The organism is Acidovorax benzenivorans (assembly GCF_028680575.1).
GTDB lineage: Bacteria > Pseudomonadota > Gammaproteobacteria > Burkholderiales > Burkholderiaceae_C > Acidovorax > Acidovorax benzenivorans.
Map to the genome: position 1 here is coordinate 250,809 of NZ_JAPCKI010000006.1, position 14,723 is coordinate 265,531.

Annotated in this window: 12 protein-coding genes and 1 pseudogene; 11 read left to right on the plus strand and 2 right to left on the minus strand. The window is 66.7% G+C overall.

Annotation, left to right across the window (positions count from 1 at the left end; translation table 11 throughout):
• Nucleotides 1–5 precede the first annotated feature (5 nt).
• The 11 genes and pseudogenes from OIN59_RS13190 (at nucleotide 6) to OIN59_RS13240 (ending at nucleotide 12,546) form a co-directional block, all read left to right on the plus strand.
• Nucleotides 6–1,379, plus strand: a complete 1,374-nt coding sequence (locus OIN59_RS13190; protein WP_274110972.1) for an aspartate aminotransferase family protein — start codon at nucleotides 6–8, stop codon at nucleotides 1,377–1,379.
• A 7-nt stretch (nucleotides 1,380–1,386) separates the two neighbouring features.
• On the plus strand, nucleotides 1,387–2,439 hold the full coding sequence (locus OIN59_RS13195; RefSeq protein WP_274110974.1) for a histone deacetylase family protein: 1,053 nt from the start codon (nucleotides 1,387–1,389) through the stop codon (nucleotides 2,437–2,439).
• Nucleotides 2,432–3,331: a DMT family transporter gene (locus tag OIN59_RS13200; protein WP_274110976.1), complete on the plus strand. Its 900-nt coding sequence runs from the start codon at nucleotides 2,432–2,434 to the stop codon at nucleotides 3,329–3,331. The genes OIN59_RS13195 and OIN59_RS13200 overlap by 8 nt, the downstream gene beginning before the upstream one ends.
• Nucleotides 3,332–3,376: 45 nt before the next feature.
• Nucleotides 3,377–4,120 carry a GntR family transcriptional regulator gene (locus tag OIN59_RS13205; protein WP_274110979.1) on the plus strand — a complete coding sequence of 248 codons (744 nt, stop codon included), beginning with the start codon at nucleotides 3,377–3,379 and terminating at the stop codon, nucleotides 4,118–4,120.
• Nucleotides 4,117–5,145 carry a histone deacetylase family protein gene (locus tag OIN59_RS13210; protein ID WP_274110981.1) on the plus strand — a complete coding sequence of 343 codons (1,029 nt, stop codon included), beginning with the start codon at nucleotides 4,117–4,119 and terminating at the stop codon, nucleotides 5,143–5,145. Before OIN59_RS13205 ends, OIN59_RS13210 begins: the two co-directional genes overlap by 4 nt.
• A gap of 1 nt (nucleotide 5,146) precedes the next feature.
• Nucleotides 5,147–5,968, plus strand: a pseudogene (locus tag OIN59_RS13215) (phosphotransferase); the annotation flags it as partial.
• Nucleotides 5,969–6,259: 291 nt separating this feature from the next.
• Nucleotides 6,260–7,561, plus strand: a complete 1,302-nt coding sequence (locus OIN59_RS13220; RefSeq protein WP_274111190.1) for an aspartate aminotransferase family protein — start codon at nucleotides 6,260–6,262, stop codon at nucleotides 7,559–7,561.
• A gap of 40 nt (nucleotides 7,562–7,601) precedes the next feature.
• Nucleotides 7,602–8,993, plus strand: coding sequence for an ArgE/DapE family deacylase (locus OIN59_RS13225; RefSeq protein WP_274110983.1), 1,392 nt, complete (start codon nucleotides 7,602–7,604; stop codon nucleotides 8,991–8,993).
• 119 nt (nucleotides 8,994–9,112) lie between these two features.
• Nucleotides 9,113–9,367, plus strand: coding sequence for a type B 50S ribosomal protein L31 (locus OIN59_RS13230; protein WP_008906759.1), 255 nt, complete (start codon nucleotides 9,113–9,115; stop codon nucleotides 9,365–9,367).
• A gap of 108 nt (nucleotides 9,368–9,475) precedes the next feature.
• On the plus strand, nucleotides 9,476–11,179 hold the full coding sequence (locus tag OIN59_RS13235; protein ID WP_274110986.1) for a hypothetical protein: 1,704 nt from the start codon (nucleotides 9,476–9,478) through the stop codon (nucleotides 11,177–11,179).
• Nucleotides 11,179–12,546 (plus strand): MATE family efflux transporter, encoded by a 1,368-nt coding sequence (locus OIN59_RS13240; RefSeq protein ID WP_274110987.1) that lies wholly within the window; start codon nucleotides 11,179–11,181, stop codon nucleotides 12,544–12,546. The genes OIN59_RS13235 and OIN59_RS13240 overlap by 1 nt, the downstream gene beginning before the upstream one ends.
• Here the strand turns inward: OIN59_RS13240 and phoR are convergent.
• Both phoR and phoB read right to left on the minus strand, forming a co-directional pair.
• Nucleotides 12,500–13,843, minus strand: coding sequence for a phosphate regulon sensor histidine kinase PhoR (phoR, locus tag OIN59_RS13245; RefSeq protein WP_274110989.1), 1,344 nt, complete (start codon nucleotides 13,841–13,843; stop codon nucleotides 12,500–12,502). The two genes, OIN59_RS13240 and phoR, sit on opposite strands and share 47 nt — an antisense overlap.
• Before the next feature lie 156 nt (nucleotides 13,844–13,999).
• Nucleotides 14,000–14,707: a phosphate regulon transcriptional regulator PhoB gene (gene phoB, locus OIN59_RS13250; protein ID WP_274110991.1), complete on the minus strand. Its 708-nt coding sequence runs from the start codon at nucleotides 14,705–14,707 to the stop codon at nucleotides 14,000–14,002.
• Nucleotides 14,708–14,723 lie beyond the last annotated feature (16 nt).

Consider the following 14,723-nt stretch of genomic DNA (forward strand, 5'->3'; position numbering starts at 1 on the left):
CTCCCATGAACGCTCCCACGCCCCATACCCTCCTTGCCCAGCAGGACATCTCGGCCCACCTGCACCCCTTCACCAACCTGGCTGCGCATGCCGACGTGGGCCCACTGGTCATCACGCGGGGCGACGGCATCCACGTCATCGACGAGCAGGGCCGCCGCTACATCGAAGGCATGTCGGGCCTGTGGTGCAGTTCGCTGGGTTTCAGCCATCCGCGCCTGGTGGCCGCAGGCATCGAGGCCCTGCAGACCCTGCCCTACTATCACACCTTCAACCACCGCTCGAACCCACCCGTGGCGCAGCTGGCCGAGAAGCTGCTGGCGCTGGCCCCGGTACCGATGGGCCGCGTGTTCTTTGCCAACTCGGGCTCAGAGGCCAATGACTCGGCCGTGAAAATGGTCTGGTATTACCACAACGCCATCGGCAAGCCGGGCAAAAAGAAAATCCTGGCGCGGCACAAGGCCTACCACGGCGTGACGGTAGCCGCCGCAAGCCTGAGCGGCCTGCCCACCAACCACCGCGACTTCGACCTGCCCATCGACCGCATCTCCCACGTCGACTGCCCGCACCACTACCGCTTCGGCCTGCCCAGTGAAAGCGAGGAAGACTTTGCCACCCGCCTGGCCGACGCGCTGGAGCAGCGCATCCTGGCCGAAGGCCCCGACACTGTGGCCGCCTTCTTTGCCGAGCCCGTGATGGGCGCCGGTGGCGTGATCGTGCCACCCGCCACCTACTTCGCCAAGATCCAGGCGGTGCTGCGCAAATACGAGGTGCTGCTCGTGGCCGACGAGGTGATCTGTGGCTTCGGCCGCACCGGCGCGATGTTCGGCTCCACCACCTTCGGCATGCAGCCTGACATCCTGACCTGCGCCAAGGCCCTTTCCTCGGGCTACGTGCCGATCTCGGCGGTGATGGTGTCCCCAGCGGTCCACGCAGCCATCGCCGCCAACAGCGGCAAGATCGGCACCTTCGGCCATGGCTACACATACTCGGGCCATCCGGTGGCCTGCACCATTGCGCTGGAGACCCTGCGGGTCTATGAGGACGAGCACATCCTGGAACACGTGCAGGCCCTGGCCCCCGGCTTCCAGGCCAGGCTGCGCGCCTTGGGCCAGCGCGCCAGCGTGGGCGAAGCCCGTGGCGTAGGCCTGATCGGAGCCTTGGAGCTGGTCGCCGACAAGGCCAGTCGGCAGTCCTTCGCCCCTGAACTCAAGGCGGGCCCACGCCTGGCCCAGCTGGCACAAGAGGAAGGCCTCATCGTGCGTGCCATGGGCGACACGGTGGCCCTGTGCCCGCCCCTCATCATCAGCGAGGCAGAACTCGGCGAATTGTTTGCCCGCCTGGAGCGCGCCTTCGGCCGCTTCGAGGCGACTCTGGGATGAATTGAACATGCAGACCTTCTTCTGCCCCGACCAGTTGCTGCACACGCCGCAGCAGTTCATGCGCCTGGGCCGACTCATGCCGGCCACCGACCTGCCCAGCCGCGCCGAAAGCCTGCAGACCACCTTGCACGCCGCCGGGGTTCCTGTGCATAGTCCCCCCGAAATCGCCCGCACCGCCCTGGAGGCCGTGCACACGCCGCAGTACCTGGACTACCTGGAGACGGCCTACGAACGCTGGCAAGACCTGCGCCGCCCGGGCGTGGAGCCCGGCATCGAGGTGCTGCCCAACCAGGCCCCCTACGCCGGCATGCCACCAGGCCAAGACCGCCCGCCCTGCCCCTCGCCCGCGCTGGCCGCCCAGACCGGTTACTACCTGGGCGACCTGTCGTGTCCGCTGGGCCCACACAGCTGGCGCTCTATCCTCCGCTCGGCGCACAGTGCCGTGGCGGCCGCCGAAACGGTGATCGGCGGGGCCCGCGCCGCGTATGCGCTGTGCCGCCCCTCGGGTCACCACGCCCACCGCGACCGCGCCAGCGGCTTTTGCTTCGTCAACAACAACGCCTGCGCTGCCGCACGGCTGCAGCAGGCTTTTGGCCGCGTGGCCGTGCTCGATGTAGATGCCCACCATGGCGACGGCACACAAAACATCTTCTACGCCAACCCAGAGGTGCTGACGGTCTCCATCCACGCCGACCCGGCGCAGTATTTTCCGTTCTACACCGGTTATGCCCACGAGCGCGGCACGGGGGCGGGCCTGGGCTGCAACCTGAACCTGCCGCTGGCCCACGGCAGCGGGAATGCAGAGTTCCTGCAGGCCCTCGCAGCCGCACGCCAGGCAATCACCGACTTCCGCCCCGAAGCGTTGGTGCTGGCGCTGGGTTTCGACACCTACAAGGACGACCCCATCAGCGTGCTGCGCCTGGATTTCGACGCATACCGCGCCACGGGCCGATTGCTGCGCGAGTTGGCCCTGCCCGTGGTGGTGGTGCAGGAGGGCGGCTACCTGGTGGAAGCCATCGGGCCGGGACTGGCTGCGTTTCTGGAAGGCCTGCATGGCTGATACCGCGCAAGCCGCAACAGCCTCCCGCCAGTTACAGCGCCAGGGCATGCTGATGTTCCTGGGTGCACTGCTGGCCTTCGCCGTCTACGACGCCTTTGCCAAGCACATGCTGGCCCACTACCCCGCCACGCTCATGAACCTCACACGCTATGCCGCCGTGTGCAGCCTGGCCCTCATCGGGCTGATGCGCCATGGCGACTGGAGCGCGTGGCAGGTGTGGCGCCAGCCCCACCGCAAGCTCCTGCTGCTGCGCAGCCTGATGCTGGCCATCGTTGCCACCAGCTTCATGACCGCGCTGGCCAGCATGCCGCTGGCCGAGGCCACCGCCATCTACTTCACCGCACCGCTGATCATGGTCGCCTTGTCGCCCTGGCTGCTGGGCGAAGCCGTGGGCCGCGTGCAGTGGGTGGCGGTGCTGCTGGGCTTTGCGGGCATGCTGCTCATCGTGCGCCCCGGCGGCAGCCTGCCGCTGGCAGGCTCCTTGCTGATGGCACTGTCGGCCATCTGCTATGCCCTGTTCCAGGTGCTCACGCGCCGCCTCTCGGGCCTCGTCCCCGCGCCCGTGCAATATGCCTACATGGCGGTCGTGTGCCTGGTGGTCACCAACCTGCCAGCGCTGGTGATGCCGGTGGAGCACTGGCCCGGCTGGGACGAAATCGCCGTGCTGCTCGCCGGGGGGCTGGTCAGCGGCGCGGCCCAATTGCTGCTGCTGGCGGCCTTTCAGCGTGTGTCAGCTTCGGTCCTCGCGCCCATGAACTACTTGCAGTTGCTGCTGGCCGTGCTGATCAGCACCTTCTGGTTCCAGCGCCCACCCGATGGGCTGGCCTTGGCGGGCATGGGCGTAATCGGTGCGGCAGGGCTCTACCTGGCCTGGCCCAGGCGCTTAAAGTAGCGGCCCGCCGCGCCCCTTCATGCGCGGAAAACATCCAGAGACACCATGATCCAAGCCACGCCCCCCTCTCCACAGCCTGCGGCCGCTCCCGGTTTTGCCTCCATCGACAGGCCCGATCTGGTGGCCATGGTGGAGAGCCAGCTACAGCAGGCCATCGTCGAAGGCCGCCTCGCCCCGGGCGCTCGCATCGTTGAGGCTGAACTGGCGCGACAAATGGGAATCAGCCGAGCCCCCGTGCGCGAGGCGGCCCGCCGACTGGAGAGCCAGGGCCTGCTGATCTCCCGCCCACGCCACGGTTTTGCCGTGCGCGCGCTGTCCCTCAAGCAGATCAACAATTTGTTCGAGGTCCGGATCGGGCTGGAGATGCTTGCCACGCGCCTGGCCTGCCAGGCCGCCAGCGAAGAGCAATTAGCCCAGCTACAGGCCCGCGTGGAACACATGGTGACCCAGGCGCCGCGGCTGGGCCAAGCCGAGCGTGTGGCGCTGGACCTGGGCATCCACCTGGCCATCAGCGAGCTGTCGGGTAACGACTACCTGCACCGATTGTTCAGCAACATGCAGACCGAGATCCGCATGATCCTGGCCTTCACCGAAGGCAGCTATCGCGACCCGCTGCTGATCGCCGAATCGCACCAGCCCGTAGTCCAGGCCATCCTGCGCCGCGATGCCGATGCGGCCCAGGCCGCGTTGCTCCACCACCTGATCGAAGGCCAGGAGCATGTGCAGGCACTTTTTCTTTCTGCACAAAACCCCACTACCTCGCCACCGCAACCCATCCCACCCCCATGAAGATCGTCTACTCCGACCAGCACCAGCAGCACGACCCACAACAGTTCATGGTGCGTGGGCGCCTCAAGCGCAGCAACGAACAACCCGAACGTGCGGCCTTGCTGCTGGCCGCAGCCCAGTCCGCAGGCCACGCCGTCGTCAGCCCCGACGACCATGGCTCCGGCCCGCGCGCAGCCATCCATACACCGCAGTACCTGCACTTTCTTGAAACCGCATGGGAACGCTGGCAGCAACTGCCAGACGCCTCCGACGAGGTGATGCCCAACGTCTACCCCTTCCCAGGTCAGCCCGCCACCTACCCCGACCACCTGGTGGGCCAGGCTGGTTACCACATGGGCGACAACGCCTGCAGCATCGGCCGCCATACCTGGCATGCCGCAGTGCACTCCGCCCATGTGGCCACCCACGCCGCCGAACTGCTGATGGCCGGCGAACGCGCCGTGTACGCACTGTGCCGCCCGCCCGGCCACCATGCTTACCCCGACCGGGCCAACGGCTTTTGTTACCTCAACAACGCTGCCATCGCCGCCCAACATCTGCGCCAGCGGTATGCGCGCGTGGCCGTGCTTGACATCGATGTACACCACGGCAACGGGACCCAGGGCGTGTTCTGGCGCCGCGCCGACGTGCTCACCATCTCGCTGCACGCCGACCCGCATTTCTGCACCCCTTTCTTCACAGGCCACGCCCATGAACGCGGCGAGGCCGAAGGCCTGGGCTACAACCTCAATATCCCCCTGGCTAAAGGCACCGACACCGACGGCTACCTGCAGACCCTGACCAAAGCGCTGACCACCCTGCGCGCCTATGCACCGGGCGCGCTGGTGGTGGCCCTGGGGCTGGACGCGCACGAACGCGACCCCTACCAGGCGCTGTCGGTCAGCACCGACGGTTTCGCCCGTATCACCACCGAGATCGCCCGCCTGGGGCTGCCCACGGTGCTGGTGCAGGAAGGGGGCTATCTCAGCGACGACCTCGGTCCCAATCTGGCCAGCGCCCTGCACGGCTTCGAGGCGGGTTGCTGAAATGAGCGCCCTGCCTACCTTCGAGCACGCAGACGCGCTCGCACGGGACCTGCCCGGAGCCGCCCTGCTGGGCGCGGACCCAGCCCCCGTGCGGCTGGAGGATGCGGCAGCCCTGCTGGCCGAACACTACGGCCTGCGCGGCGACCTGAGCCCGCTCACAGGGGAACGCGACGCCAACTTCTTGCTGAAGACAATGGATGGCCAACGCCGTATGCTCAAGCTCTCGCACCCGCTGGAAACCCCGCTGGTGGCCGACTTCCAGACCCAGGCCCTGCTGCACCTGGCCCGCCACGCCCCCAACCTGCCCGTGCAGCGCCTGGTGCCGGCACGGGGCGGAGAGCCCTCACTGACCGTGCAACTGCTAGGCACCACCACGCCACGGGTGATGCGCGTGTTCAGCTACCTGGAAGGCCAACCCATGCCACAGGCTCCACGCTCGGAGGCACAGCGCCTGAACGTGGCACGCAGCCTGGCAGCCCTGGACAGCGCCCTGGCCCACCTGGAACACCCAGCCGGCAACAAGGACCTGCCCTGGGACATCCAGCAAGCCCACCGGGCGCGCAGCCTGCTGCAAGCCGTGACCGACCCCACGCGCCGCACCCTGGCCCTGGCCGCACTCGCAGATTTCGAGAGTGAGACGCTGCCGCGCCTGCAAGCCCTGCCGCGCCAGCCCATCCACAACGACTTCAACCTGTACAACCTGCTGGTCGACCCCACACAGCCTGAGCGCGTCGCGGGCATCCTGGACCTGGGTGACATGGTGCTGGCGCCACGCATCAACGACTTGGCCGTGGCAGCCTCATACCAGCTCAGCGATGCGGGCGATGCGCTGCGCGCGCTGTGCAGCTTCGTGGCCGCGTACCACGCCGTGGCGCCGTTGAGCAGCGCGGAACTCACCGTGCTGCCCGCCATGGTGCGCGCGCGCCTGGCCATGGTGGTCGCCATCAGCGGCTGGCGCGCCGCACGCCAGCCGGACAACGCCGACTACCTGCTGCGCAACAACGCCATCTCGTGGGACCGTCTACACACCATGGCAGGCTGGACAGACGCGGCCGTGGTGGCCGCCCTGCACCAGGCCTGCGGACTGCCCCTCCAAACCCAAGGCCCCCAGCCCATGCATTCCCCCACCAACGACACCACCGCACTGCAGGCGCGCCGCGCGCGCCTGCTTGGCCCCGCCTACCGTCTTTTCTACGAAGAGCCCCTGCACCTGGTGCGTGGCGAGGGAGTGTGGCTCCATGACACCCAAGGCAAACGTTACCTGGACGCCTACAACAACGTGGCCAGCGTCGGCCACGCCCATCCGCATGTGGTGGAGGCGATCGCACGCCAGGCCCGAACGCTCAACACCCACACACGTTATTTGCACGAGGGCATCCTCGACTACGCAGAACGCTTGCTCTCCCACATGCCCCCGGCACTGGGACATGCCATGTTCACCTGCAGCGGCAGCGAGGCCAACGATCTGGCCCTGCGCATTGCACGCGCGCACACCGGGGCACAAGGGCTGATCATCACGCGGTACGCGTACCACGGCGTCACAGCCCCTTTGGCCGAGGCTTCCCCCTCGCTGGGCGCCCTGATGCGCCTGGGTCATACGGTGCGCACCGTGCCCGCACCGCAGCCTGTCGGGCAAGACCCGGCAGAAGTGGGACGCCGCTTTGCGCACGGCGTGCGCGAGGCCATTGCGGAGCTGGCCGCCGTCGGCATGCGCCCGGCCGCTTTGCTTGTGGACACCGTGTTCTCCAGTGACGGCGTATTTACCGCCCCCGCCGGTTTTCTGCAGGAGGCCGTCCAGGCCGTGCGCGAGGCCGGGGGACTGCTCATCGCTGACGAGGTGCAGTCTGGCTTTGGCCGCACGGGCGAGGCGTTCTGGGGTTTTGAGCGCCATGGCCTGGTACCCGACATCGTCACATTGGGCAAACCCATGGGCAACGGCCATCCGGTCGCAGGTCTCGCGGTCCAACCCGGGGTGCTGGCTGCTTTTGCCGCCACCTGCCGGTACTTCAACACTTTTGGGGGCAACCCCGTATCCATGGCGGCAGCCAGCGCCGTGCTCGACGTGATCGAACGCGAGGGCCTGCAGGCCAATGCTCAGGTGGTGGGCACCTATCTGCACGGGCGGCTGGCTGCACTGCGCCAGCGCCACCCGCAGGTGGGCGAGGTGCGGGGCGCCGGCCTGTTCGTGGGCCTGGCCCTGGTGCAACCCGACGCCGCAGGGCCGCCCCCCGGCCAACTGGCCGCGCGTGTGGTGAATGCCTTGCGCCAACGCGGCGTGTTGCTCAGTGCCACCGGCCCGGCAGCGGACACCCTCAAGATCCGCCCGCCCCTGGTGTTCCAGCGCGAGCATGCCGACCTGCTGGCCGACACACTGGACGAGGTGCTGGCCGACCCGGCCCTGCACCGCCCGGCCTGATTCATCCACGGGCCTTGGCCACCACCCCACAGGAAGCCCCATGCCTCCCATCGCACCCAGCCCCTCCACCCTGCAACAGGCCGTCGACGATTTGCATAACGACATGGTCGATCTGCTCAGCGGCTTCGTGGCGGCAGCCAGCCCGTCAGGGGCGGAGCAAGCCGCCTCAGGGTTTCTAGAGCAACAGCTACAGCACATGGGCCTTGATTGCGAACGCATCGTGCTCGATAGCCGCCTGATTGCCAACTCACCGTTGTTTTCCTGCCCCTGCGACCCCGATGGCGGGCGCCACAACCTACTGGCGCGCCATCTTCCCTCACCGCGCACCGATGGCACACGCGGCCGCTCGGTGCTGTTCAATGGCCATCTAGACGTGGTGCCTACCGGCCCACAGGCCCTATGGACCACGCCACCTTTCGAGCCCCGCGTGCAGGGCGATTGGCTGTATGGACGCGGCGCCGGTGACATGAAAGGCGGAATCGTCTGCGCCCTCATGGCCTTGCGGGTCTTGCGCCACCTGGGCCTGCAGCCCGCCGGAGTGGTGGGCATCAATGCCGTGCTCGACGAGGAAAACACCGGTAACGGCACCCTCGCTACCGTGCACGCGCTGCGCAACAGTCTGGCCAAGGCACGCCTGAGCGATTTTGATGCCGTCATCATCCCCGAACCTTTTGCCGAAACGATGATGGCGGCGCAAGTGGGTGTGAGCTGGCTGTTTGTCACCATCACCGGGCGATCAGCGCATGTGGCCTACAAAGGCCAGGGACTCAACCCCATCGAAGCCGGCATGGCCTTGGTTGATGACCTGAAGCTGCTTGAAGCCGAATGGAACCAGCCCAAAAACCGCCACGCTGCCTTTCGGGACGTGGAGCACCCGGTCAACTTCAACCTGGGCCGCATTGAAGGAGGCGAATGGAACTCGTCTGTGCCCTGCACCTGCACCCTGGGCCTGCGCCTGGGTTACTACCCGGGCATGGACCCAGACACCGTGGTGGACCAGGTCAGCCAGCGGCTGCGTACCAAGGCGCTGCAGCTCAATCCTGCACTGCAACTGGAGATCAGCACCCGGGGACATCGCTCACCAGGCTGCGTTTACGCACTGGACAACCCCGCCATGCAGACTCTGGCCAATGCCCACTACAGCGTCCACGGCCGCGCACCCGAGCGCCTAGCCTGCACCGCCACCACCGACGGCCGCCATTTCAGCCTTCTGACCGATATTCCGGTCACGAACTACGGACCTGTGGCACGAAACATCCATGGCATCGACGAATCGGTGTCCCTGGCCAGCCTACGCCGGGTCACCCGGACATTTGCACAGTTCATCATCGACTGGTGTGGCGTCGAAGAAACCGCTGCCAATGCAGCCCGGCACCGGGGAGGCCCTGTTGATTCCGGGCAGGCCAAGACCGGCGAAACATCTCTTTCTTGAATTACGGTCAGAAATAGAAGATAATAGAGAGCTTTTTCTGCGGAAAGTACGCTGGATGTTCCACGGCGCAAAGGTTGCACCGGGTCCCGCACGGCTCCCGCACTTGACAAGGATTGATCATGAAAGAAGGCATTCACCCCAACTACCGCGAAGTCCTGTTCTCGGACCTGTCCAACGGCTTCAAGTTCGTGACCCGTTCGTGCGTGAACACGAAGGAAATGGAAACCTTCGAAGGCAAGGAATACCCGCTGTTCAAGCTGGACACCTCTTCTGAATCGCATCCCTTCTACACCGGCACGCAAAAGTCGGTGGACAACATGGGTGGCCGCGTGGAGCGCTTCCGCAACCGTTTCGGCAAGACCGCAGCGAAGTAATTCGCCCCTGCGTTCCCGCCAAAAAGGCAGCCCGGGCAACCGGGCTGCCTTTTTTCATGGGTTTTGCCTTTATTCTCGGTGGCTCCTTTGCCTGCCGCTCACTGCCGCGTGACTCCACCCACCCCCGCCATCGTTACCCAGAATGCCGTCAGCCCGCTGCCCCGCTGGGCGCTGCTGCTGCTGTGCATTGCTTATGTAGTGCCCGGCTTCGTCGGCCGCGACCCATGGAAGAATGCAGACGTCACCGCCTTCGGCTACATGTTGGAGCTGGCCCAGGGACGCACCCCGTGGCTCAACCCGTTACTCGGCGGCATGCCTCCTGAAACCGAAGGGCTGCTGCCCTACTGGCTGGGCGCCTGGGCCGTGCAAATGGCGCCAGCGTGGCTGTCAGCCGAGGTGGCGGCCCGCATGCCGTTCATAGCCCTCTTGGTCATAACGCTGGTTGCCACCTGGTATGGCGTGTACTACCTGGCCCGCAGCCCCGGCGCCCAACCGGTAGCGTTTGCCTTTGGCGGCGAGGCCCCGCCCCTCGACTACGCACGCGCCATTGCCGATGGCGCCTTGCTGGCACTGATCGCCTGCCTGGGCCTGGCGCAGCTGTCGCACGAGGTAACGAGCTATCTGGCGCAGCTCAGTTGCACGGCTCTGCTGTTTTTTGCGGTGGCGGCCATGCCACACCGCACCGTGGCGCCTGCGGTGGCGCTGATGCTGGGCATGGCGGGGCTTACGCTGTCCGGAGCCCCTGCCCTGACGGCCATGCTGGGCCTGGGCGGAATGGTGCTGATGGTTTTTGCGCCCGCTGGCAACACGGACAACCGCTGGCGCTGGGCCGCAGTGCTGGCCTCCGCAACGCTGGCGGCGGCCGCATTGGCGCAGGGTCTGGAACTGTGGCGCTGGCGCGTGGTGGGGTTCGATGGTGGTGGCGGCAAGGACTGGCTGAGCCTGGCGCGCCTGCTGCTGTGGTTTGGCTGGCCGGCCTGGCCGCTGGCGCTGTGGACCTTGTGGCGCTGGCGCCAGCAAATCTTCAGCCGCCCCGGCCAACGGCATCTGCTGTTGCCCCTGTGGTTCACCCTGGTGTCGATTGGCGCGACCATCACCACCCAGCCGGCAGACCGGGCCTTGCTGCTGGGCTTGCCCGCACTGGCCGCACTGGCCGCATTTGCCCTGCCCACGTTGCGCCGCAGCGTGGGGGCCCTGATTGACTGGTTCACACTGCTGTTTTTTACTGTATCGGCCCTCGCGATCTGGGTGATCTGGATTGCCATGCAGACCGGTGTCCCCGCCAAACCCGCCGCCAACGTGGCCAAGCTGGCGCCAGGGTTTGTGCCGCAGTTTTCGGCGCTGGCCTTGCTGGTGGCTGTGGCGGCCACTCTGGGTTGGTGTGGACTGGTATGGTGGCGCGCGTCCCGCAACCGGGCACCCATCTGGAAGAGCCTGGTGCTGCCCGCAGGCGGTGCTGCCCTGGGCTGGCTCTTGCTGATGACCCTGTGGCTGCCCCTGCTGGACTACGCACGCAGCTATGGTCCGCAGGTGCGCAGTGTGGTGGTAGCCCTGGGGCCGGAGCCGGGGTGCATTCAGACCGTGGGCCTGAACCGCGCCCAGGTGGCAGCACTGCAGTTCCATGGGCAGCTGTCACTGCAACGCGCGGGACTGCAGGATGAATGCCAGTGGTTGCTGGTCGATGGGGCATCCTGGCCTGCGTCAGAGCGCATGGTCCGCGCAGAGCGTTGGGAGCCTAGGTCCACCCTTCCCCGCCCGACCGACAAGAACGAAACCCTGCTGCTGTTCCACCGCGTGGCCCCGGCACGCTGATGTCGGAGTTGTCCACCATCACCCGGCACGCCGTGACCGTGCTGGCGGGGCAACTGGCGGTCATGGCATTCGGGGTGACCGACACCATTGTCGCGGGGCGCTACAGCGAGTCGTCGCTGGCCGCGCTGTCAGTGGGGTCGGCCATCTTTATCAGCGTCTACGTCGCGCTGATTGGCGTGCTCCAGGCGCTGCTCCCCGTGTGGGCCGAGCAGCGCGGCGCGCAACAGCCCGAGGCCGTGGGCCGGTCGCTGCGGCAGGCCTTGTATCTGTGTGCTGCCGCCTCGGTGCTGGGCATGGCGGTGCTGCTGTCGCCAGGTGCGCTGCTGCGCTGGACCGAGGTGCCGCCTGCGCTGCGCCCCCAAGTCGAAAACTACCTGGCGGTGCTGGCGCTGGCTTTGCCGCCCGCCCTGCTGTTCCGAATCTACAGCACCCTCAACCAGGCCCTGGGCCATCCGCGCCTGGTGACCTGGCTACAGGTGGGCTCGCTGTTCATCAAGCTGCCGCTGTCGGTGTGGTTCACCTTTGGCGGGTGGGGCCTGCCCGCACAGGGCGTGGTGGGCTGCGCCTGGGCCACGCTGGCCGTCAACTGCAGCATGCTGGCCTTGGCCCTGTGGCTGCTGCGCACGCAGGACATCTACACCCCCCTGGGCCTGTGGCGCCGCATGGAGCCACCCCACTGGCCCACCATTGTGGGCTTTGCCAGGCTGGGCATTCCGGCGGGCCTGGCCGTGATGGTGGAGGTGACCTCCTTCACCCTGATGGCCTTGTTCATCGCGCGCCAGGGCACCACGTCAGCAGCGGCCCACCAGATTGCCGCCAACATGGCCGCCGTGCTTTACATGGTGCCGCTGTCGCTGTCCATCGCCACCAGCGCGCGCGTCAGCTATTGGCTGGGAGCACAGCAGCCCCAGCGAGCCCGCCAGGTGGTTTTGATGGGTTTTTCGCTCGCTGCGCTAGTGGGTATTGCCCTGGCAGCTATCTTATTGATAGCAATACACCCAATCAGTCAGATCTACACAGACAACGCCAGCGTGGCAGCGGTAGCCAGTGCGGTGCTGGTCTGGGTGGCGGCGTACCACGCTGCCGATGCAGTGCAGACGCTGTGCGTGTTTGTGCTGCGCTGCTATCGCATCACGCTGGCGCCACTGGCGGTGTACTGCGCGCTGCTATGGGGCGCAGGCCTGGCGGGTGGCTATTGGCTGGCCTATGGGGGCAGCGGGCCTTGGTCGGGGGTGGCTTCGCCCACCCCTTTCTGGGCAGCCAGCGCGGCGGCCCTCGCCATGACGGCACTGCTATTTGTCGCCATGCTCTGGCGAGCCATCAGCCCGGCAGAGCAAAGCCACGCAAACGGTTGGCCGGGAAGGTGACCGAAAACACCGAGCCCTTGCCCAACGTGCTCGCGATGTCCAGCGTGGCGCCATGGCGCTGCAGCACATGCTTGACAATGGCCAGGCCCAGGCCTGTGCCCCCAGTCTCACGCGAACGGCTGCGGTCCACCCGGTAAAAGCGTTCCGTCAGGCGCGGGATGTGCTCGGGCGCAATGCCGGGGCCGGTGTCGTGCACAGAGAACACCACGCTGCCGTCGTCCTTGCGCAGCCACTGCACATCGATGGAGCCCCCTCCCGGGGTATAGCGCACAGCGTTGTTGACAAGATTGGACAGGGCACTTTGCAGCTCGGCAGGCACGCCAGCAATCTCGCCCTCGGCCCGCAACAGGTCGGCAGCCGGGAAGCGCATCGCATGCGGGCGCTGCTGGTTCTGCGTGAGCAGCATCGAGAGAGCGCGGCCTTCTTCTTCGCAGCGCTGCATCAGCGACTGCACCGGCGTCCACTCAGCCATGCCGGGCAGCGGGCTGCCCTCCAGGCGCGACAGCGTCAGCAAGTCCTGCACCACGCTTTGCATGCGCTGCGCCTGCTGCGCCATCATGCCCAGGTAGCGTGAGCGTTCATCGGCACTCAGCGGCAGGGTCTGCAAGGTTTCGACAAAACCGGTCAGCACCGTGAGCGGTGTGCGGATTTCGTGCGACACGTTGGCCACAAAGTCGCGCCGCATGGCGTCAGCCTGCTCCAGCGCCGTCACGTCGCGCGACAGCAGCAAGGTGCGGCCGTCGCCGTAAGGGTGCAGGTGCACCGAGATTCGCACGGGCCGGGACGGCGTGCTCAGGCGCCCTTCCAGCACCACATCGCTGGTGAAGTCCTTGGCAGAAAAGTAAGCCGTGAACTCGGGGTTGCGCAGCAGGTTGCCAATGGACTGCATGACGTCGCGCTGCGCATCAAAGCCAAACTGGTTGGCCGCCATCTGGTTGCACCACTCGATGCGGCCCTGGGCATCCAGCAGCACCACGCCGTTGGGTGACGCCTGCAGGGCGGCCAGGATCTCCTGCAACCGGTCCTGGCTGTCCCGTATCTGCGCCTCTTGCTTGCGCAGCAAACGCCGCGCGCGGTCTGCTGCTTCACCCCAGATGCCGCGCATGGACGGCACCGATGCCAGATCGCCGGTGCGCAGCCAGCGCAGCACCCGCACGCCACGCAGCAGGTCCCAGACAAACCATGCCCAGGCAGCAATGGCCGCCCCCAGCGCGGCGCCCCAGGACCCACCTTGCCACCACCCCAGGCCACCACCCGCCAACTGCCACAGCAGGAAATACGAAATACGCCACAGCATGCGGATAGCAAAGCCTTCTCAGAAACGCCAGGGGCGCAACACGCGCGCCCATTGATCCATCACATCCACCGATCACCGCCGACTACGACTGCCAGACCGAAACGGCCCACAGCACCTCACCATCACGCCATCGCAAGCGGCAGCCAGCCCACTCCATCAGGCCGACAGCGGCACCTGCGGCTGAGCGGTGAGCCGGTAGCCCGCGCCGCGCACGGTTTCCACCATCACAGACGCAGCCCCCAAGGCCTCGCGCAGGCGCTTGACATGCACGTCCACCGTGCGTTCCTCGATGAAGACATGGTCGCCCCACACCTTGTCGAGCAACTGCGATCGGCTGTGCACCCGCTCGGCATGCTTCATCAAAAAATGCAGCAGCTTGAATTCGGTGGGGCCCACCTTGAGCGGCTGGCCCTGGAAGGTGACACGGTAGGTCGCGGCATCCAGCACCAGCTCGGAGATGGTCACGCTGTCACTCACCTGCTCGGGCGCGCGGCGGCGCAGCACAGCACGGATGCGGGCCAGCAGCTCCTGCGTGGAAAAGGGCTTGGTGATGTAGTCGTCGGCACCCGCATCCAGCCCCGCCACCTTGTCAGGCTCATCGCCACGCGCGGTGAGCATGAGGATGGGGATGGGCTTGGTGCGGCTGTCCGCACGCCACTTGCGTGCCAGCGACAGGCCGCTTTGCCCTGGCAGCATCCAGTCCAGCAGGATCACGTCGGGCAGCACGGCATCCAGCTCGCGCTGCGCGCTGTCGCCGTCTTCTGCCCAGAAGGGCTGGAAACCGTTGTGGCGCAGGTTGACCGCAATCAGTTCGGCAATCGCGGGTTCGTCCTCAACGATGAGGACTCGGGGAAGCTTTCTCATGGTGAATCCAGCGCCC